The organism is Arthrobacter sp. Rue61a (assembly GCF_000294695.2).
Lineage (GTDB): Bacteria > Actinomycetota > Actinomycetes > Actinomycetales > Micrococcaceae > Arthrobacter > Arthrobacter aurescens_A.
Window position 1 is genome coordinate 1,652,421 of the sequence record NC_018531.1, and the last position, 12,800, is coordinate 1,665,220.

Consider the following 12,800-nt stretch of genomic DNA (forward strand, 5'->3'; position numbering starts at 1 on the left):
TTCAAACTCCAAGGACACACATGACCACCTCCGCCCAGTCCGTTCTGGAACTCCTTCCCGCCGTCGACATTGTTGACGGTCAGGCAGTCCGCCTCCTTCAGGGAGAAGCCGGTTCGGAAACCAGCTACGGCACACCCCTTGAAGCAGCTTTGAACTGGCAGAACGACGGTGCCGAATGGGTGCACATGGTGGACCTTGACGCCGCTTTCGGGCGCGGAAACAACGCCGCGCTGATCAGCGATGTCGTGTCGCAGCTCAATGTCGAGGTGGAGCTCTCCGGCGGTTTGCGGGACGACGAGTCCCTGGAACGTGCACTGGAACTGGGCGTCGCGCGCGTAAACCTCGGTACGGCAGCGTTGGAGAACCCGGAATGGACCCGGAAAGCAATCGACCGCTTCGGTGACAAAATCGCGGTCGGCCTTGATGTCCGCGGTACAACTCTTGCCGGGCGCGGTTGGACCAAGGAGGGCGGCGACCTCTGGGAGGTTCTGGCCCGCCTCGAGGATGCAGGTTGTGCGCGTTATGTAGTCACCGACGTCACCAAGGACGGAACACTGCAGGGCCCCAACGTGGAACTTCTGCGCCAGATGGTGGAGAAGACCGGCAAGCCTGTTGTCGCGTCGGGCGGAATCTCCAGCTTGGAAGACCTCCGTGTCCTGCGCGAACTGGTACCTCTGGGCGTTGAGGGCGCGATCGTAGGCAAGGCGCTCTATGCGGGTGCCTTCACGTTGCCCGAAGCCCTGGACGTTGCCGGCCGACGCTGATGCCCCACGACGAAGGACACGGGCATGGGGATCACGGCCACGGACGGCGTGAGCTTCCCGGCCACATTGCGGCCGCGTTGGCCGGCGCCGGGGGAGCTACCGACTCTGCAGGCCAGCCCTGGGCCGGCAGGAGCCTCAGCGGTGACGACGCCAAGATCCACAATTTCGAGGACGACGACGGCTCAGCGGACCCCGGGTACGTAGCCGCCGTGGCGGCACTGATCAACGGAACAGGCAGTGAGGCAGACGTTGTGGCCTCCCTGGCGACGGCACGGGTTTTCGTTCCGGTGGTTGCTCAGCTGGCTGAAGAAGCCGAAGGCGTTGACGGCCTGCACGCTGACAAGCAAGCGGATATGGCGTTGGTCACACTTAAGGCTCCTGATGGCCGCACGGCCATGCCGGTATTTACTTCCGCAGCCGCCCTCGAGGCATGGCATTCGGAGGCGCGGCCGGTTGCCGTTTACGCCGCGCGCGCAGCACTTTCGGCAGTATCTGAAGGCGCACAACTGTTGGTGTTGGATCCCGGTTCCGACTTTGCCTTTGTTGTGCGGCGCCCGGCCATGTGGGCCCTTGCCCAGCAGAAGGACTGGACGCCGTCATACCTTGATGATCAACTGGAGGCTGCTCTCGGTTCCACGGTCACGGCCTTCCGGACGGTCCGTCGACTCGAGACGCAACCCGGCGGCGGTGTTTCGTCGCTGACGGCCGATGGTCGTCAGGTCTCAGGAGGCGGTGCGGGGCCGGAGCTACGCGTTGTTCTTTTCCTTGAGGATGGACTCGACGCCGTAGCGGTGCAAACTCTCGTTGCCCAACTGAACGAGGCGTGGGCGCAGATGGATTCCTTTGCCGAAAGCGTTGATTCCATGGAAGTAAAACTGCAGCGTGCAGCACAGGAGCCCACGCGGCATTAACGGCAGCACCGGTTCCCCGGGGCTGCCCTGGGGAACAAGAGGATTTAGCCAGTGAACTTCGCTCTCTACAAAGAGATGCTGTCCATCCGTCCTGTCCGGCGTCTACTGATAGTGGGCATGATTGCCCGCATTCCGCACTCGGCTGCCGGAGTGCTGCTGACGCTGCACATCGTGCTCACACTGGGCCAGGGATACGCTGCTGCCGGTGCGGCAGCAGCCGTCATGACCATCGGCATCGCGGTGGGTGCACCGTGGCGTGGCCGCCGGGTGGACATGGTGGGCCTCAGGAAGGCACTGATCCCTTCGGTTGTCTCCGAAACTGTCATCTGGTCGGTCGTTCCGCACGTTTCATACGAGTGGCTGCTGCCGCTGGTGTTCGTCGGCGGCCTTTTCACGCTGCCGATCTTCAGCGTTGTCCGCCAGTCGTTGGGCGTCATGGTGGATGGTGAGCAGAGGCGTTCGGCGTTCGCCCTTGATTCCATCGCCACCGAGCTGGTCTTCATGATCGGCCCGGCAGTCGGTGCCATCGTTGCCACCAGCGGCTTCTCGGCAATTGGTCTCACCGCGGTGGGAATCTCCGTCTCTGTGGCGGGACTGTTCCTCATGTGGTTCAACCCGCCAACACGCAGCGAGGTGGTGTGCAGCCCACAAGAATCGGCAGACCGGGCCGCAGCTGACCTCGCTGCCGCGGAGGCTGCCATGGTGGCTTCAGCGCCTGCCCACGTTCAGGAGGCGGCATCGGAGATGGCGTCGGCAACCTCGCGTACAGCAGCCCTTCGGACCCGGGTCGCCAGGAACTTCACCTGGTTCACGGTCTCTGTTGCGGCACTCTTCGCGGTTGCTGCGGGATCGGGCATGGTGCTTAGCGGGTCCGACGTCAGCATCGTCGGGCTGTTGGAACGTGGCGGGCACGAGAATGAAATCGGAATTGTCTTCTTCTTCTGGTGCGCCGCGTCGGTAGTTGGCGGACTCATCTACGGGTCCATGAAGCGGTCCATCTCGCCAATGCTCTTGCTGCTTGGAATGGCCGCCCTCACCATACCTATGGGCTTCGCCCAAGACACGTGGACCCTTGCGTTCCTGTCGCTGTTGCCCGGCCTGTTGTGCGCCCCGGTTTTGTCGGCATCGTCGGAGAAGGTGGCTGACCTGGTGGACGAGGAACGCAGGGGTGAAGCGATGGGCTGGTACGGCTCCGCACTGACCGCTGGCGTTGCGTTGGGCGCTCCTCTCGCCGGGGTCTTCATTGACACGGTTGGGCCGTCGGGCGGCTTTGCGGCCGTCGGCATCGCCGGCGTCGCTCTCTGCGCTACGGGCCTCATCCTCACGTCTTTGCGCCGCCGGTCCGCGCGCGTCTGAGGCGCGGTATAACCAAGCAAACAACGACGGCGGGTCGACCACATGTGGGTCCACCCGCCGTCGTTGTTTCTTGCGGTTGTTGGGGCTAGTTCACCGGTCCGGTGAACTTTTCGCCCGGGCCCTTGCCCGGTGCGTCGGGAATGAGTGACGCTTCGCGGAAGGCGAGCTGCAGTGAGCGAAGGCCATCGCGCAACGGGCCTGCGTGCTGTGAACCGATCTCCGGGGCGGCTGCCGACACCAGGCCGGCGAGGGCTGTGATCAGCTTGCGGGCCTCGTCCAAGTCCTTGAGGTCCTCGGCATTGGGGTCATCTGCCAGGCCAACCTTGACGGCGGCCGCACTCATGAGGTGGACGGCGCCGGTGGTAATAACTTCCACGGCCGGAACTTCAGCGATGTCACGGATCTGCTGGGACACCCCGGCATCAACGGCGGGGGCGGCGTCTTCGCCATAGGAGTTGCGGGAATTGCTGTCTTCAGTGCTCATACTGGTAAGCTTGTCACAGACCGACTGGAAGTCGTTATTCACAGTCAACATCTGCAGTTCATGCTCCCGCCTCACGCAATGTGCGCTTGGCGGGTTGTTTCTGTAGAATTGATTTTCAGTTTGCAAGCGGAGTTCTCTCCCACCCGCGTCAGCCGTTCCCTTCGGGGACAGGATCCCTTTTTGGGACAAGAGGTTGCCGGGTACCTGGTCGGACACTTTTGGAGGCATGGCCTCCGGGGGTGCGTGCTTCCTTAGAGGAGGTGCAGCCGATCTTCGAGGCCTTCGATTGCACCAGCAATTGGGGGCCTTCTCTATTTGCCGGTGACATCATCACAACCACAGGAGCTTTAACATTAGCGAGCCAAGAATCAATGAGCGTATCCGCGTCCCCGAGGTGCGGCTGGTCGGTCCTGCCGGCGAACAGGTAGGAATTGTCCGCATCGAGGACGCCCTGCGTCTTGCTGCCGAGTCCGATCTCGATCTCGTTGAAGTTGCCCCGCAGGCTAAGCCTCCTGTTTGCAAGTTGATGGACTTCGGCAAGTACAAGTACGAAGCCGCCGTAAAGGCCCGCGAGGCCCGCAAGAACCAGACCAACACGGTTCTGAAGGAAATTCGCTTCCGCCTGAAGATCGACAAGCACGACTACGAAACCAAGCGCGGACACGCACTTCGGTTCCTGGGTGCCGGCGACAAAGTCAAGGCCATGATCCAGTTCCGCGGCCGTGAGCAGCAGCGTCCCGAGATGGGCATCCGCCTGCTGCAGCGTTTCGCTGAAGACGTTGCCGAGGTTGGCATCATCGAGTCCAGCCCGCGCATCGATGGCCGCAACATGGTCATGGTGATCGGCCCGCTGAAGAACAAGGCTGAAGCGAAGGCTGAAGCCCGTCGCGCAACGCAGCGTGCTGAGGCCAAGGCGCAAAATGAGGCCAAGGCGTCGGGACGCGTTGACACCACGGGCGAGCAGGCTCCGCTGACTCAGAGCCTCGCTGACCTTCTTCCCGAGGGCTTCAGGGTCACCGAAGAGGAGACCAAGCAGGAAACTGTTGAAGCACCCGAGGTCCAGGCGCCGGTTGCTGAGGAAGCTCCGGTTGTTGAGGAAACCGCGCCGGCTGCTGAAGAAGCTCCGATCGTGGAGGAAGCTCCGGTTGTTGAGGAAGCCCCTGCGCCGGTGGTTGAAGAAGCACCCGTGGCCGAGGCTGCACCGGTCAAGGCAACGCCGGCCGCAAAGGCTCCGGCCGCCAAGGCTGCTCCAGTAGAAGCAGCTCCGAAGCCGGCTGTTCCCGCAGCTGCCCCGAAGCCTGCAGTTCCTTCGGCTCCGAAGCCCGTCGCCAAGCCGGCAGCTCCCAAGCCGGCAGCCCGGCCCGCGGCGCCCAAGGCTGCGCCGAAGCCCGCATCACGCAAGACCAACTAGTTCAACGCCGCGGAGGCCCCGCCTCCATCGGCAAGCAACCAGCACGCCGGCCCTCGTAGGCCGGCTGCGCGAAAGAATCGCGGACTCGTCCGTGGATACGTAAGGAGATCGGTTCCCATGCCGAAGATGAAGACCCACAGCGGTGCTAAGAAGCGCTTCAAGCTGACCGGTACCGGCAAGCTGAAGCGCCAGCAGGCCAACCGCCGTCACTACCTGGAGCACAAGTCCTCCAGGCTGACCCGTCGTCTCGCAGGCGACAAGCTCGTCTTCAAGGGCGATGCCAAGGTCATCAAGAAGATGCTCGGCGTCTAAGTTCCAAGTTCTTTGGTTACTGCCATCCGGCAGGGACCGACTACACCAAAAGCCTTCTCAGGCCGGCCGGGTTTCCGGCAGTAGCAGCTTGGGATAAAGATTTCTGAAGGAGTACGCACGTGGCACGTGTGAAGCGGGCGGTAAACGCCCACAAGAAGCGCCGGGTTGTCCTCGAACGCGCAAAGGGTTACCGCGGACAGCGTTCGCGCCTGTACCGCAAGGCCAAAGAGCAGCTGCTGCACTCGTTTGTGTACAGCTACGGTGACCGCCGTAAGAAGAAGGGTGACTTCCGTCGCCTCTGGATCCAGCGCATCAACGCTGCATCCCGCGCCAATGGCCTCACCTACAACCGGCTGATCCAGGGCCTCAAGGCCGCTGAGGTTGAGGTTGACCGCCGCATGCTGGCCGAGCTGGCCGTTTCCGACGCCAACGCTTTCGCCGCTCTGGTGAACATCGCCAAGGCTGCACTTCCGGCTGACACCTCGGCTCCTGCAGCTGCCGCTGCCCCTGCCCCCAAGGCTGCCAAGGTTGCTCCGGCTGCTGCCACCGCAACGGCTGTCAAGGCTGTCGTTTCCGAGAAGCCGGCCATCGACGGCGCAGTTGCTGCTGACGGCGACGAGGCTCCGGAAGGCTACGCCATCAAGGGCAACGCCGAGTCCAAGAAGTACCACGTTCCGGGTTCCACCTGGTACAACACCACTGCTGCTGAGTACTGGTTCTCCACCGTTGAGGCTGCAAAGGCTGCCGGCTTTGAGCCTGCAGGTGGCGAAGCCCGCCAGCAGATCAAGAACTAGTCGCAACTGCCACTAAAGTTCTTTATATGAACGAAACCGGGCGCCCGCAAGACTTTCCGATGACCAACCCCCGAGCTGATCGGGTGAGGGACGTCGCCAAGCTTGCCGGGCGCCCGGCGCGTTTAAAACGCGGACGCTTTCTGGCAGAAGGTCCGCAGGCGGTGCGTGAGGCGTTGACGCTGCACCGTGAGCGCACCGCGGCCGGAGGTCCCGCCGTCGTGCATGAAGTTTTCGCCAGCGAAGCCTGCCTTGAACGCCTCCCTGAGCTTGCCGACCTCGCGCTGGGGACGCTGCTCCGGCTGGCAAGCGACGAAGTCCTTGCCGCCATGGCGGACACCGTCAATCCACAGGGGATTGTGGCAGTGTGCAGTTTTGTGGATGTCAGCCTGGATTCAGTGCTCGACGCCGGTCCCCGCCTGATCGCCGTGATGTGCCAGGTGCGCGACCCAGGCAACGCCGGTACGGTCCTGCGCGCCGCTGATGCGGCTGGGGCAGATGCCGTGGTGCTGACAGGCTCCAGCGTGGATATTTACAACCCCAAGGCTGTCCGCTCCACTGCCGGCTCCCTCTTCCACCTGCCGGTGGTTCTGGGAGCCGACGTCGAGGAACTGGTGGCACAGTGCCGCCGGCGAGGGATCGGCATTCTGGCGGCCGATGGCTATGGAACCGTCAACCTGGACAAGCTGCAAGATGAGAATGCGGCGCGGAGGCTCGGGAATGGTTCCGTAGCCTCGGACTATGCCCTTGAGTCTCCTACGGCATGGTTGTTCGGTAACGAGGCACAGGGTTTGTCGGATGCGGAGCTTGCACTGGCTGATCACCGGGTGGCAGTACCGGTTTATGGGGCAGCTGAGAGCCTTAACCTGGGCACGGCTGCCACGGTGTGCCTTTACGCCAGTGCGCGCTCCCAGCAAAGCGCCCGAGTGGGGAATGTGTAAACAGCGCATCGCCGGGTACGGTATTGGATGCAGGATCAGACGATGACGACTCTTCTTGGTCAATTCCATTCTTTCCCTAACCCGAAGAGGTGAAGCTTTCGTGGCTGCAGGTGGCGGTACCAAAGCGATTGTGGCGGCGCTTGCCGCGAACCTGACCATCGCCGTATTGAAGTTCGTTGCGTTCTTCCTGACGGCGTCATCGTCCATGCTCGCAGAAGCCATTCACTCTGTAGCTGACTCAGGCAATCAGATCCTCCTGCTCGTGGGCGGAAAGCGTGCCAAGAAAGCCGCCAGCCCTGAGCACCCGTTCGGCTACGGCCGCGAACGGTATATTTACGCGTTTATTGTCTCGATCGTGCTGTTCAGTGTTGGTGGCCTGTTTGCCCTGTACGAGGCGTGGGAGAAGTTCCAGCACCCCCACGGTATTGAGGGGGCTTTCTGGTGGGTCCCGTTGGCCGTCCTGGTGGGTGCCATCATTGCCGAGTCGTTCTCGTTCCGCACTGCGATCATCGAGTCGAACCACATCCGCGGCAAGCAGTCGTGGGTGAAGTTCGTCCGGAACGCCAAGCAGCCGGAACTGCCGGTTATTCTCTTGGAAGATTTCGGCGCGCTGCTTGGCCTGATCTTCGCGCTCTTCGGTGTGAGCATGACGTTGGTTACGGGTGACGGTGTCTGGGATGCACTCGGCACGGCAATGATCGGCCTCCTGCTGGTGGCCATAGCCGTGGTCCTGGCCCTGGAAACCAAGTCCCTGCTGTTGGGGGAGTCCGCCACCAAGGAGGACGTCCAGCGCATCACGGAGGCCCTGGAAGCCGACGGCACCCGCATCATCCACCTCAAGACCCTGCATTTGGGCCCGGAGGAACTGCTCGTAGCCGCGAAGATCTCCATGGGTGCTTCCGAAACGGGTGAAGAGATCGCCAAAGGTATCGACGACGCCGAGCAGCGTATCCGTGCGGCCGTTCCGATCGCGCGGGTCATCTACCTCGAACCCGACATCGAGCGCGTCCAGGCATCGCAGCTTTAGGATTTCGGCCACGCGCTTAACGCAGATGGGCTCCGCTTGCGCGGAGCCCATCTGCGTTAACTCAAGCTAACCGGCCAGTGCCGCCGGTCCTCATGAGGATCAGGTGGCCAGCGGCCTCTTGCGTTCCAGCAGGCCGCTCAGTACGGCCACTCCGAGGCCCAAGATGGCCAGGACCGAACCTACCAATGCAGGAGCTACATAGCCCCAGCCCCAGGCGATAACGGTTCCGCCGAGGAAGGCGCCGAGCGCGTTGGCGATGTTGAGGGCTGAGTGGTTCAGGGAGGATGCCAGCGATGCGGCGCCCGGTGCAGCGTCCAGGAGTCGGGTCTGCAGGGCAGGGGTCAGCATGGAACCGATGCCGCCCACTACGAACGCCATGATGAATGCGGCCCAAGCCCAGTGCGCAGCTACGGCGTAGACCACCAGCGCCACGGCGATTCCCGGCATGACCCAGTAGATGGTGCCCATCACGGACTTGTCAGCAAGGCGTCCACCAAAGATGTTGCCCACTACCATGCCTAGTCCATAGAGGGCCACGACGGCGGGGATCAGGTTTTCGGGTATTCCAGCCACGGACGTCATGGTGTGCGCGATGTACGTGTACACGGCAAAGAAGCCGCCAAATCCAATGACGCCGATCAACAGCGCCAGCCAAACCTGAAGACGCTTGAGTGCCCCCAGCTCGCGCCGGATGCTCGCCTCCGGGTGCGCTGCTTCGAAGGGAACGAACTTCCACACCATGGCAACGGTCAACAGCCCGATGGCGCCGACGATGACGAAGAGCAGTCGCCATCCGAAGGTCTGACCCACCCACGTGGCCAAGGGGACGCCGATGACGTTGGAGACCGTGAGTCCTGCCATCACCATGGAGATTGCCCACCCCCTCTTGGTAGGGGCGACGAGGCCGGCAGCGATGACGGCTGCCACTCCGAAGAAGGCTCCATGGGGAAGGCCCGAAGCAAAGCGCGAGAGCAGCATGAAGCCGTAATCGGGCGCGATGAAGGAAGTCAGGTTCGCCAGGGACAGGAACAGCATGAGCCCCAGGGCAAGATGCTTTCTGGGGAGCTTTGCCCCGAATGCGGCGAAGACGGGAGCGCCGATGACCACACCCAAGGCGTAAGCAGAAATGAGGTTGCCGGCCTCGGGGGTGCTGATGCCCAGCCCTTCCTCGATTTCCTTCAACAGGCCCATCATGGCGAACTCGGTGGTACCGATGGCGAATCCGCCCATGGCCAAGGCCAGGATTGCCAGACCAAGGTGTTTCCTTGCAGCTTTGGCGGTAGCGGGTGGGGACACAGTGGTAGTCATAAGCCTGCTTCTTGAGGGTGCCTTGTGGGCTGAGGAATGCGGAGAAAATCCGATAACAAGTTTAGTCCCGCACCCACCACTTGGCGTCGCTATGTGACGAGCCCCATTCATCGGGCCCCCATAGACTGTTGCGGTGACTGCACTGATTAACGTCGTGGGCGCCGCCGTCGTCGACTCCCTGGAAGCCCCCACCCGCCTACTAGTTGCGCGCCGCACAGCACCACCCCAATTTGCGGGTATGTGGGAATTTCCGGGCGGCAAGGTGGAAACCGGTGAGGCTGCGGAGGCTGCCCTGCATCGCGAACTCGCGGAAGAACTGGGAATTGAAGTGCAACTGGGGCCCGAGCTTGACTCAGGCAATGTCGCCGGGTGGACACTCAATGAACGTGCGTCCATGCGCGTGTGGTTCGCCGAACTGACGGCGGGCGAGCCGCGGCCCCTGGAAGATCACGATGAACTTCGCTGGGTGTCGCTGGTTGAGCATGACGAAGCTCTCAGCCTTCCGTGGATTCCGGCAGACCTTCCGATTGTCCAGGCCCTGCTGGATCGGGTAGCCGCTCCAGCTTGAGAACGGACTCCTAGAAAAGCGGCTGTTGTCCCGGGAGGGGAGCGGACACGTCCACGGCCGGGCCGGCTCCCGTTCCGGTGGAAGGCCGTGCATTCCGATGGCTGAAGCCCGACGTCCCGGTGAAGCCGTACTTCGCCTTGAAGTAGCTGATCCGGCCGGTCAGCCATGCACGGTACTCCTTGGAGGCGTAGGAGCCTTGGCCGTAAAGCCGCCTGTACTTGCCCACCAGCTCCGGGTGCTGGACGGCCAGCCACTTCATATACCACTCCCGCGTTCCCGGCTTGAGGTACAGGGCGCCGGCTGTGACTCCTGTGGCCCCCGCCTTCGTCAGCTCCGCGAACAAGGAGTCAAGGGCCTCATCCGAGTCTGTAAGCCAGGGCAGGATAGGCATCGCCATGACGCCGCAACCCAGGCCAGCGTCCCGAAGACGGGCGATGAGCTTCAACCGCGCCCTGGGAGAAGGCGTACCGGGCTCGATCAGTGCAGCCAGATCTTCGTTGGTCATAGCCAGGGAGATACCGAGGTCCACGGGAACCTGCGTAGCGGCGTGCTTGAGCAGAGGAATGTCCCGTGCCAGCAGGGTGCCCTTGGTCAGGATGGAAAACGGAGTGCCGGAGTCCGCCAGGGCCCGGATGATTCCCGGCATGAGCGCATAGCGACCTTCGGCGCGTTGGTAGGGATCGGTGTTGGTGCCAAGGGCAACTTGAGGACGTGCCCAGGAGGGCTTGGCCAGTTCCTTGCGCAGAACCTCTGCGGCGTTGATCTTGACCACCACTTGGGAATCGAAGTCCCGTCCGGCGTCGAATTCCAGATACGTGTGGCTCTTGCGGGCGAAGCAGTAGACGCAAGCATGGCTGCAGCCGCGGTAGGGATTCACGGTCCACTCAAACGGCATGTTGGAACCGGAAGGCACCTTGTTGAGCACTGACTTTGCGGTGACCTCATGGAAGGTGACTCCCGAGAATTCGGGTGTTGAGATGGAACGCACAAGCCCGGCCAGTGGCAGCAAGGCATCCAGTGCCGGGGCAGGGCCCGGAGCCTGGGTGTCACTGGTTTCTGACGCCGGTCCACGCGTAGGTGAAAGTGCTTGTGCGTCCCATCTCATGGACTCTATTCGAATGTATGTTCGAATGAATGTCAAGGCCTCGACACCAAGGTCCGGATCACGGGGGCAGGGGCATTGCTAAGGTTGCCCCATGATTCTGCTGACTGGCTTCGAACCGTTTGCTGAGGACACCGTGAATCCTTCCTGGCTGGCGGCGCGGCGTGCGGGGGAGTTGCTCGCCTCAGAGGGCATCGCCGTTGAAGCGGTGGAGCTCCCATGCGTCTTTGGTGAGTCCGTACATGTCCTCACCGAGGCAATAGCCCGTCTCAACCCGGACCTGGTTATTTGTCTTGGCTTGGCGGGAGGCCGTGAACGGGTCTCCTTGGAACGCGTCGCCATCAATTGCGATGACGCCCGGATCCCGGACAATAAAGGCCAGCGCCCCGTCGATGAGGAGGTTATCCCGGGCGGGCCCGCAGCATACTTCTCAAGCCTGCCCATAAAGGCGGCGCTCAGAGACCTCCAGATCGCGGGAATCAGGGGAGAGATCTCGCAGTCCGCGGGAACCTACGTGTGCAACCACGTTTTCTACGCCCTGATGCATTCGCTCGTGTCCAGGCCCGGCATCCGTGGCGGGTTCGTCCACGTTCCCTACTTGCCGGAACAGCTGCAGGCAGACAGCCCAGTGCCGTCCATGCCCTTGGATGTGATGGCGGAGGGAATTGCCGTCATTGTCCGGACAGCCCTGCGCACACAGACCGATGTGAAAATTTCAGCAGGGGCTATCCGCTAAACAAGCTCCCACTCAACCTTGACGCTCGCCGTGACTGAGGACTCGCCGGCTTCCACGGGCATGGCCTCGGCAGTGAAGGAGGCCCTGACCATTCCACCCAAAGGAATAGGTGCGCCGTGCAGGGGTTCTTGGGAAATGGACACCACCTGCCCAAGCCCGGCCGAAGCCAGCGAAGCGTACTGTGCGGCTCTTGCCACGGCATCCTGCCATGCGGCCTCTTGTGCCTGGGCTGTGACCGAGGAATTATCCGCAAAGCCTTGCTCGATCCCGTTGATCCGTATGTCGTCGCCGCCGGCCGCCACCGCGGCGGCGATAGCACCTGGTGCGTCCGCCTGGGAGCGGATTCCCACCTGCAGGTTCGTGGATGCCACGTACGCGGTCACCTTCTGCCCTTGACCTTCCACCCACACCAGATCGGCACGAAGGTTCAATCCGCTGGTTCGAAGGTCGACGTCGGAAATACCGGACCCCCGCACAGCGGCCGCGACAGCGTTAGCCGCCTTCCCGGCGTCGTCATACGCTTTCGCCGCCGAGTCCCGGCGGGTCTCGATGCCGAGCGTCAAGGTGACCAGGTCTGGAACAGCCTTTGCGCTCGCGGTCCCGGTGACAGTGATGGTTCGCTTCATTCTTAAGCCTCGATTCGATTGCTGGCAGGTCTCTCCTGCGGGCGGTTGGGCGCGTCCACGTAGCCGCCGGCCGCGAGGCCCGCCTGGCGCTCGAAGAAATTCCTTGAGCCCGGGTTTCCGCTGCGCAGCATGGACCAAGCGGCGGCGACGCCGTAAAGGGCCAGGAAAGGAAGTCCCAGGCAGTACGCGTATTGGGTGCTGTGCCGCTCTTCATGGCCCAGGAGCACTGTGTCGGCTCCGGCCACGCCCGGCGGCGCGCGGTACAGAATGACGTTCCCCAGTGTGAATGCGCCCGCGTGGGGGAGTTTCCACTGATACCCGGCAGCTATCAGGAGGCCGCGCGGACCGCGCGAGAGAGTGCTTCGGGACGCCGCAGCCACTGCAAGTCCCAGCGGTGTGGACAGGTTCACGACGTTTGCGATCTGCCGTAAGCGTTGCGCCGGAGTCATGAAGCCATGCTAGA

General features: G+C 62.7%; 15 protein-coding genes. 10 read left to right on the forward strand and 5 right to left on the reverse strand.

Going from position 1 to position 12,800, the window contains the following annotated elements; all coding sequences use genetic code 11:
* The first annotated feature begins 20 nt into the window (after positions 1 to 20).
* Genes priA through ARUE_RS07620 form a run of 3 tightly spaced genes read left to right on the forward strand, consistent with a single transcriptional unit; the run spans position 21 to position 3,031 of the window.
* Positions 21 to 764, forward strand: a complete 744-nt coding sequence (gene priA, locus ARUE_RS07610; protein WP_014921300.1) for a bifunctional 1-(5-phosphoribosyl)-5-((5-phosphoribosylamino)methylideneamino)imidazole-4-carboxamide isomerase/phosphoribosylanthranilate isomerase PriA — start codon at positions 21 to 23, stop codon at positions 762 to 764.
* A complete protein-coding gene (locus ARUE_RS07615) occupies positions 764 to 1,675 on the forward strand; it encodes an SseB family protein (protein WP_011774320.1) in 912 nt (303 codons plus the stop codon). Before priA ends, ARUE_RS07615 begins: the two co-directional genes overlap by 1 nt.
* A 51-nt stretch (positions 1,676 to 1,726) precedes the next feature.
* Positions 1,727 to 3,031, forward strand: coding sequence for an MFS transporter (locus ARUE_RS07620; RefSeq protein ID WP_014921301.1), 1,305 nt, complete (start codon positions 1,727 to 1,729; stop codon positions 3,029 to 3,031).
* Positions 3,032 to 3,116: 85 nt separating this feature from the next.
* On the opposite strand, the gene ARUE_RS07625 is transcribed toward ARUE_RS07620, so the two are convergent.
* Complete coding sequence (locus ARUE_RS07625) at positions 3,117 to 3,515, reverse strand: DUF1844 domain-containing protein (RefSeq protein ID WP_043471107.1); 399 nt, start codon at positions 3,513 to 3,515, stop codon at positions 3,117 to 3,119.
* A 394-nt stretch (positions 3,516 to 3,909) separates the two neighbouring features.
* Here ARUE_RS07625 and infC point away from each other — a divergent pair, with 394 nt between their 5' ends.
* The 5 genes from infC (at position 3,910) to ARUE_RS07650 (ending at position 7,997) form a co-directional block, all read left to right on the forward strand.
* Positions 3,910 to 4,926, forward strand: a complete 1,017-nt coding sequence (infC, locus tag ARUE_RS07630; protein ID WP_014921303.1) for a translation initiation factor IF-3 — start codon at positions 3,910 to 3,912, stop codon at positions 4,924 to 4,926.
* A 117-nt stretch (positions 4,927 to 5,043) separates the two neighbouring features.
* Positions 5,044 to 5,238 (forward strand): 50S ribosomal protein L35, encoded by a 195-nt coding sequence (rpmI, locus tag ARUE_RS07635; RefSeq protein ID WP_011774324.1) that lies wholly within the window; start codon positions 5,044 to 5,046, stop codon positions 5,236 to 5,238.
* Positions 5,239 to 5,357: 119 nt separating this feature from the next.
* A complete protein-coding gene (gene rplT / locus ARUE_RS07640; RefSeq protein ID WP_043470006.1) occupies positions 5,358 to 6,032 on the forward strand; it encodes a 50S ribosomal protein L20, sunset domain variant in 675 nt (224 codons plus the stop codon).
* Between the two features lie 26 nt (positions 6,033 to 6,058).
* Positions 6,059 to 6,970, forward strand: a complete 912-nt coding sequence (locus tag ARUE_RS07645; RefSeq protein WP_014921306.1) for a TrmH family RNA methyltransferase — start codon at positions 6,059 to 6,061, stop codon at positions 6,968 to 6,970.
* A gap of 100 nt (positions 6,971 to 7,070) precedes the next feature.
* Positions 7,071 to 7,997 (forward strand): cation diffusion facilitator family transporter, encoded by a 927-nt coding sequence (locus tag ARUE_RS07650; protein ID WP_014921307.1) that lies wholly within the window; start codon positions 7,071 to 7,073, stop codon positions 7,995 to 7,997.
* 99 nt (positions 7,998 to 8,096) lie between these two features.
* Here ARUE_RS07650 and ARUE_RS07655 read toward each other — a convergent pair whose 3' ends face one another.
* A complete protein-coding gene (locus tag ARUE_RS07655) occupies positions 8,097 to 9,305 on the reverse strand; it encodes an MFS transporter (RefSeq protein WP_043470009.1) in 1,209 nt (402 codons plus the stop codon).
* A 133-nt stretch (positions 9,306 to 9,438) separates the two neighbouring features.
* On the opposite strand from ARUE_RS07655, the gene ARUE_RS07660 reads away from it, so the two are divergent.
* Entirely contained in the window at positions 9,439 to 9,873 is a 435-nt protein-coding gene (locus tag ARUE_RS07660) for a (deoxy)nucleoside triphosphate pyrophosphohydrolase (protein ID WP_014921309.1), read from the forward strand.
* 10 nt (positions 9,874 to 9,883) lie between these two features.
* Here ARUE_RS07660 and ARUE_RS07665 read toward each other — a convergent pair whose 3' ends face one another.
* Complete coding sequence (locus tag ARUE_RS07665; RefSeq protein WP_014921310.1) at positions 9,884 to 10,978, reverse strand: Rv2578c family radical SAM protein; 1,095 nt, start codon at positions 10,976 to 10,978, stop codon at positions 9,884 to 9,886.
* A gap of 91 nt (positions 10,979 to 11,069) precedes the next feature.
* On the opposite strand from ARUE_RS07665, the gene pcp reads away from it, so the two are divergent.
* Complete coding sequence (gene pcp, locus ARUE_RS07670; RefSeq protein ID WP_014921311.1) at positions 11,070 to 11,711, forward strand: pyroglutamyl-peptidase I; 642 nt, start codon at positions 11,070 to 11,072, stop codon at positions 11,709 to 11,711.
* Here the strand turns inward: pcp and ARUE_RS07675 are convergent.
* Together ARUE_RS07675 and ARUE_RS07680 are read right to left on the reverse strand one after the other, a co-directional pair.
* On the reverse strand, positions 11,708 to 12,337 hold the full coding sequence (locus ARUE_RS07675) for an SIMPL domain-containing protein (RefSeq protein ID WP_014921312.1): 630 nt from the start codon (positions 12,335 to 12,337) through the stop codon (positions 11,708 to 11,710). The two genes, pcp and ARUE_RS07675, sit on opposite strands and share 4 nt — an antisense overlap.
* A gap of 2 nt (positions 12,338 to 12,339) precedes the next feature.
* On the reverse strand, positions 12,340 to 12,786 hold the full coding sequence (locus ARUE_RS07680; RefSeq protein WP_011774333.1) for a hypothetical protein: 447 nt from the start codon (positions 12,784 to 12,786) through the stop codon (positions 12,340 to 12,342).
* Between the last annotated feature and the right edge of the window lie 14 nt (positions 12,787 to 12,800).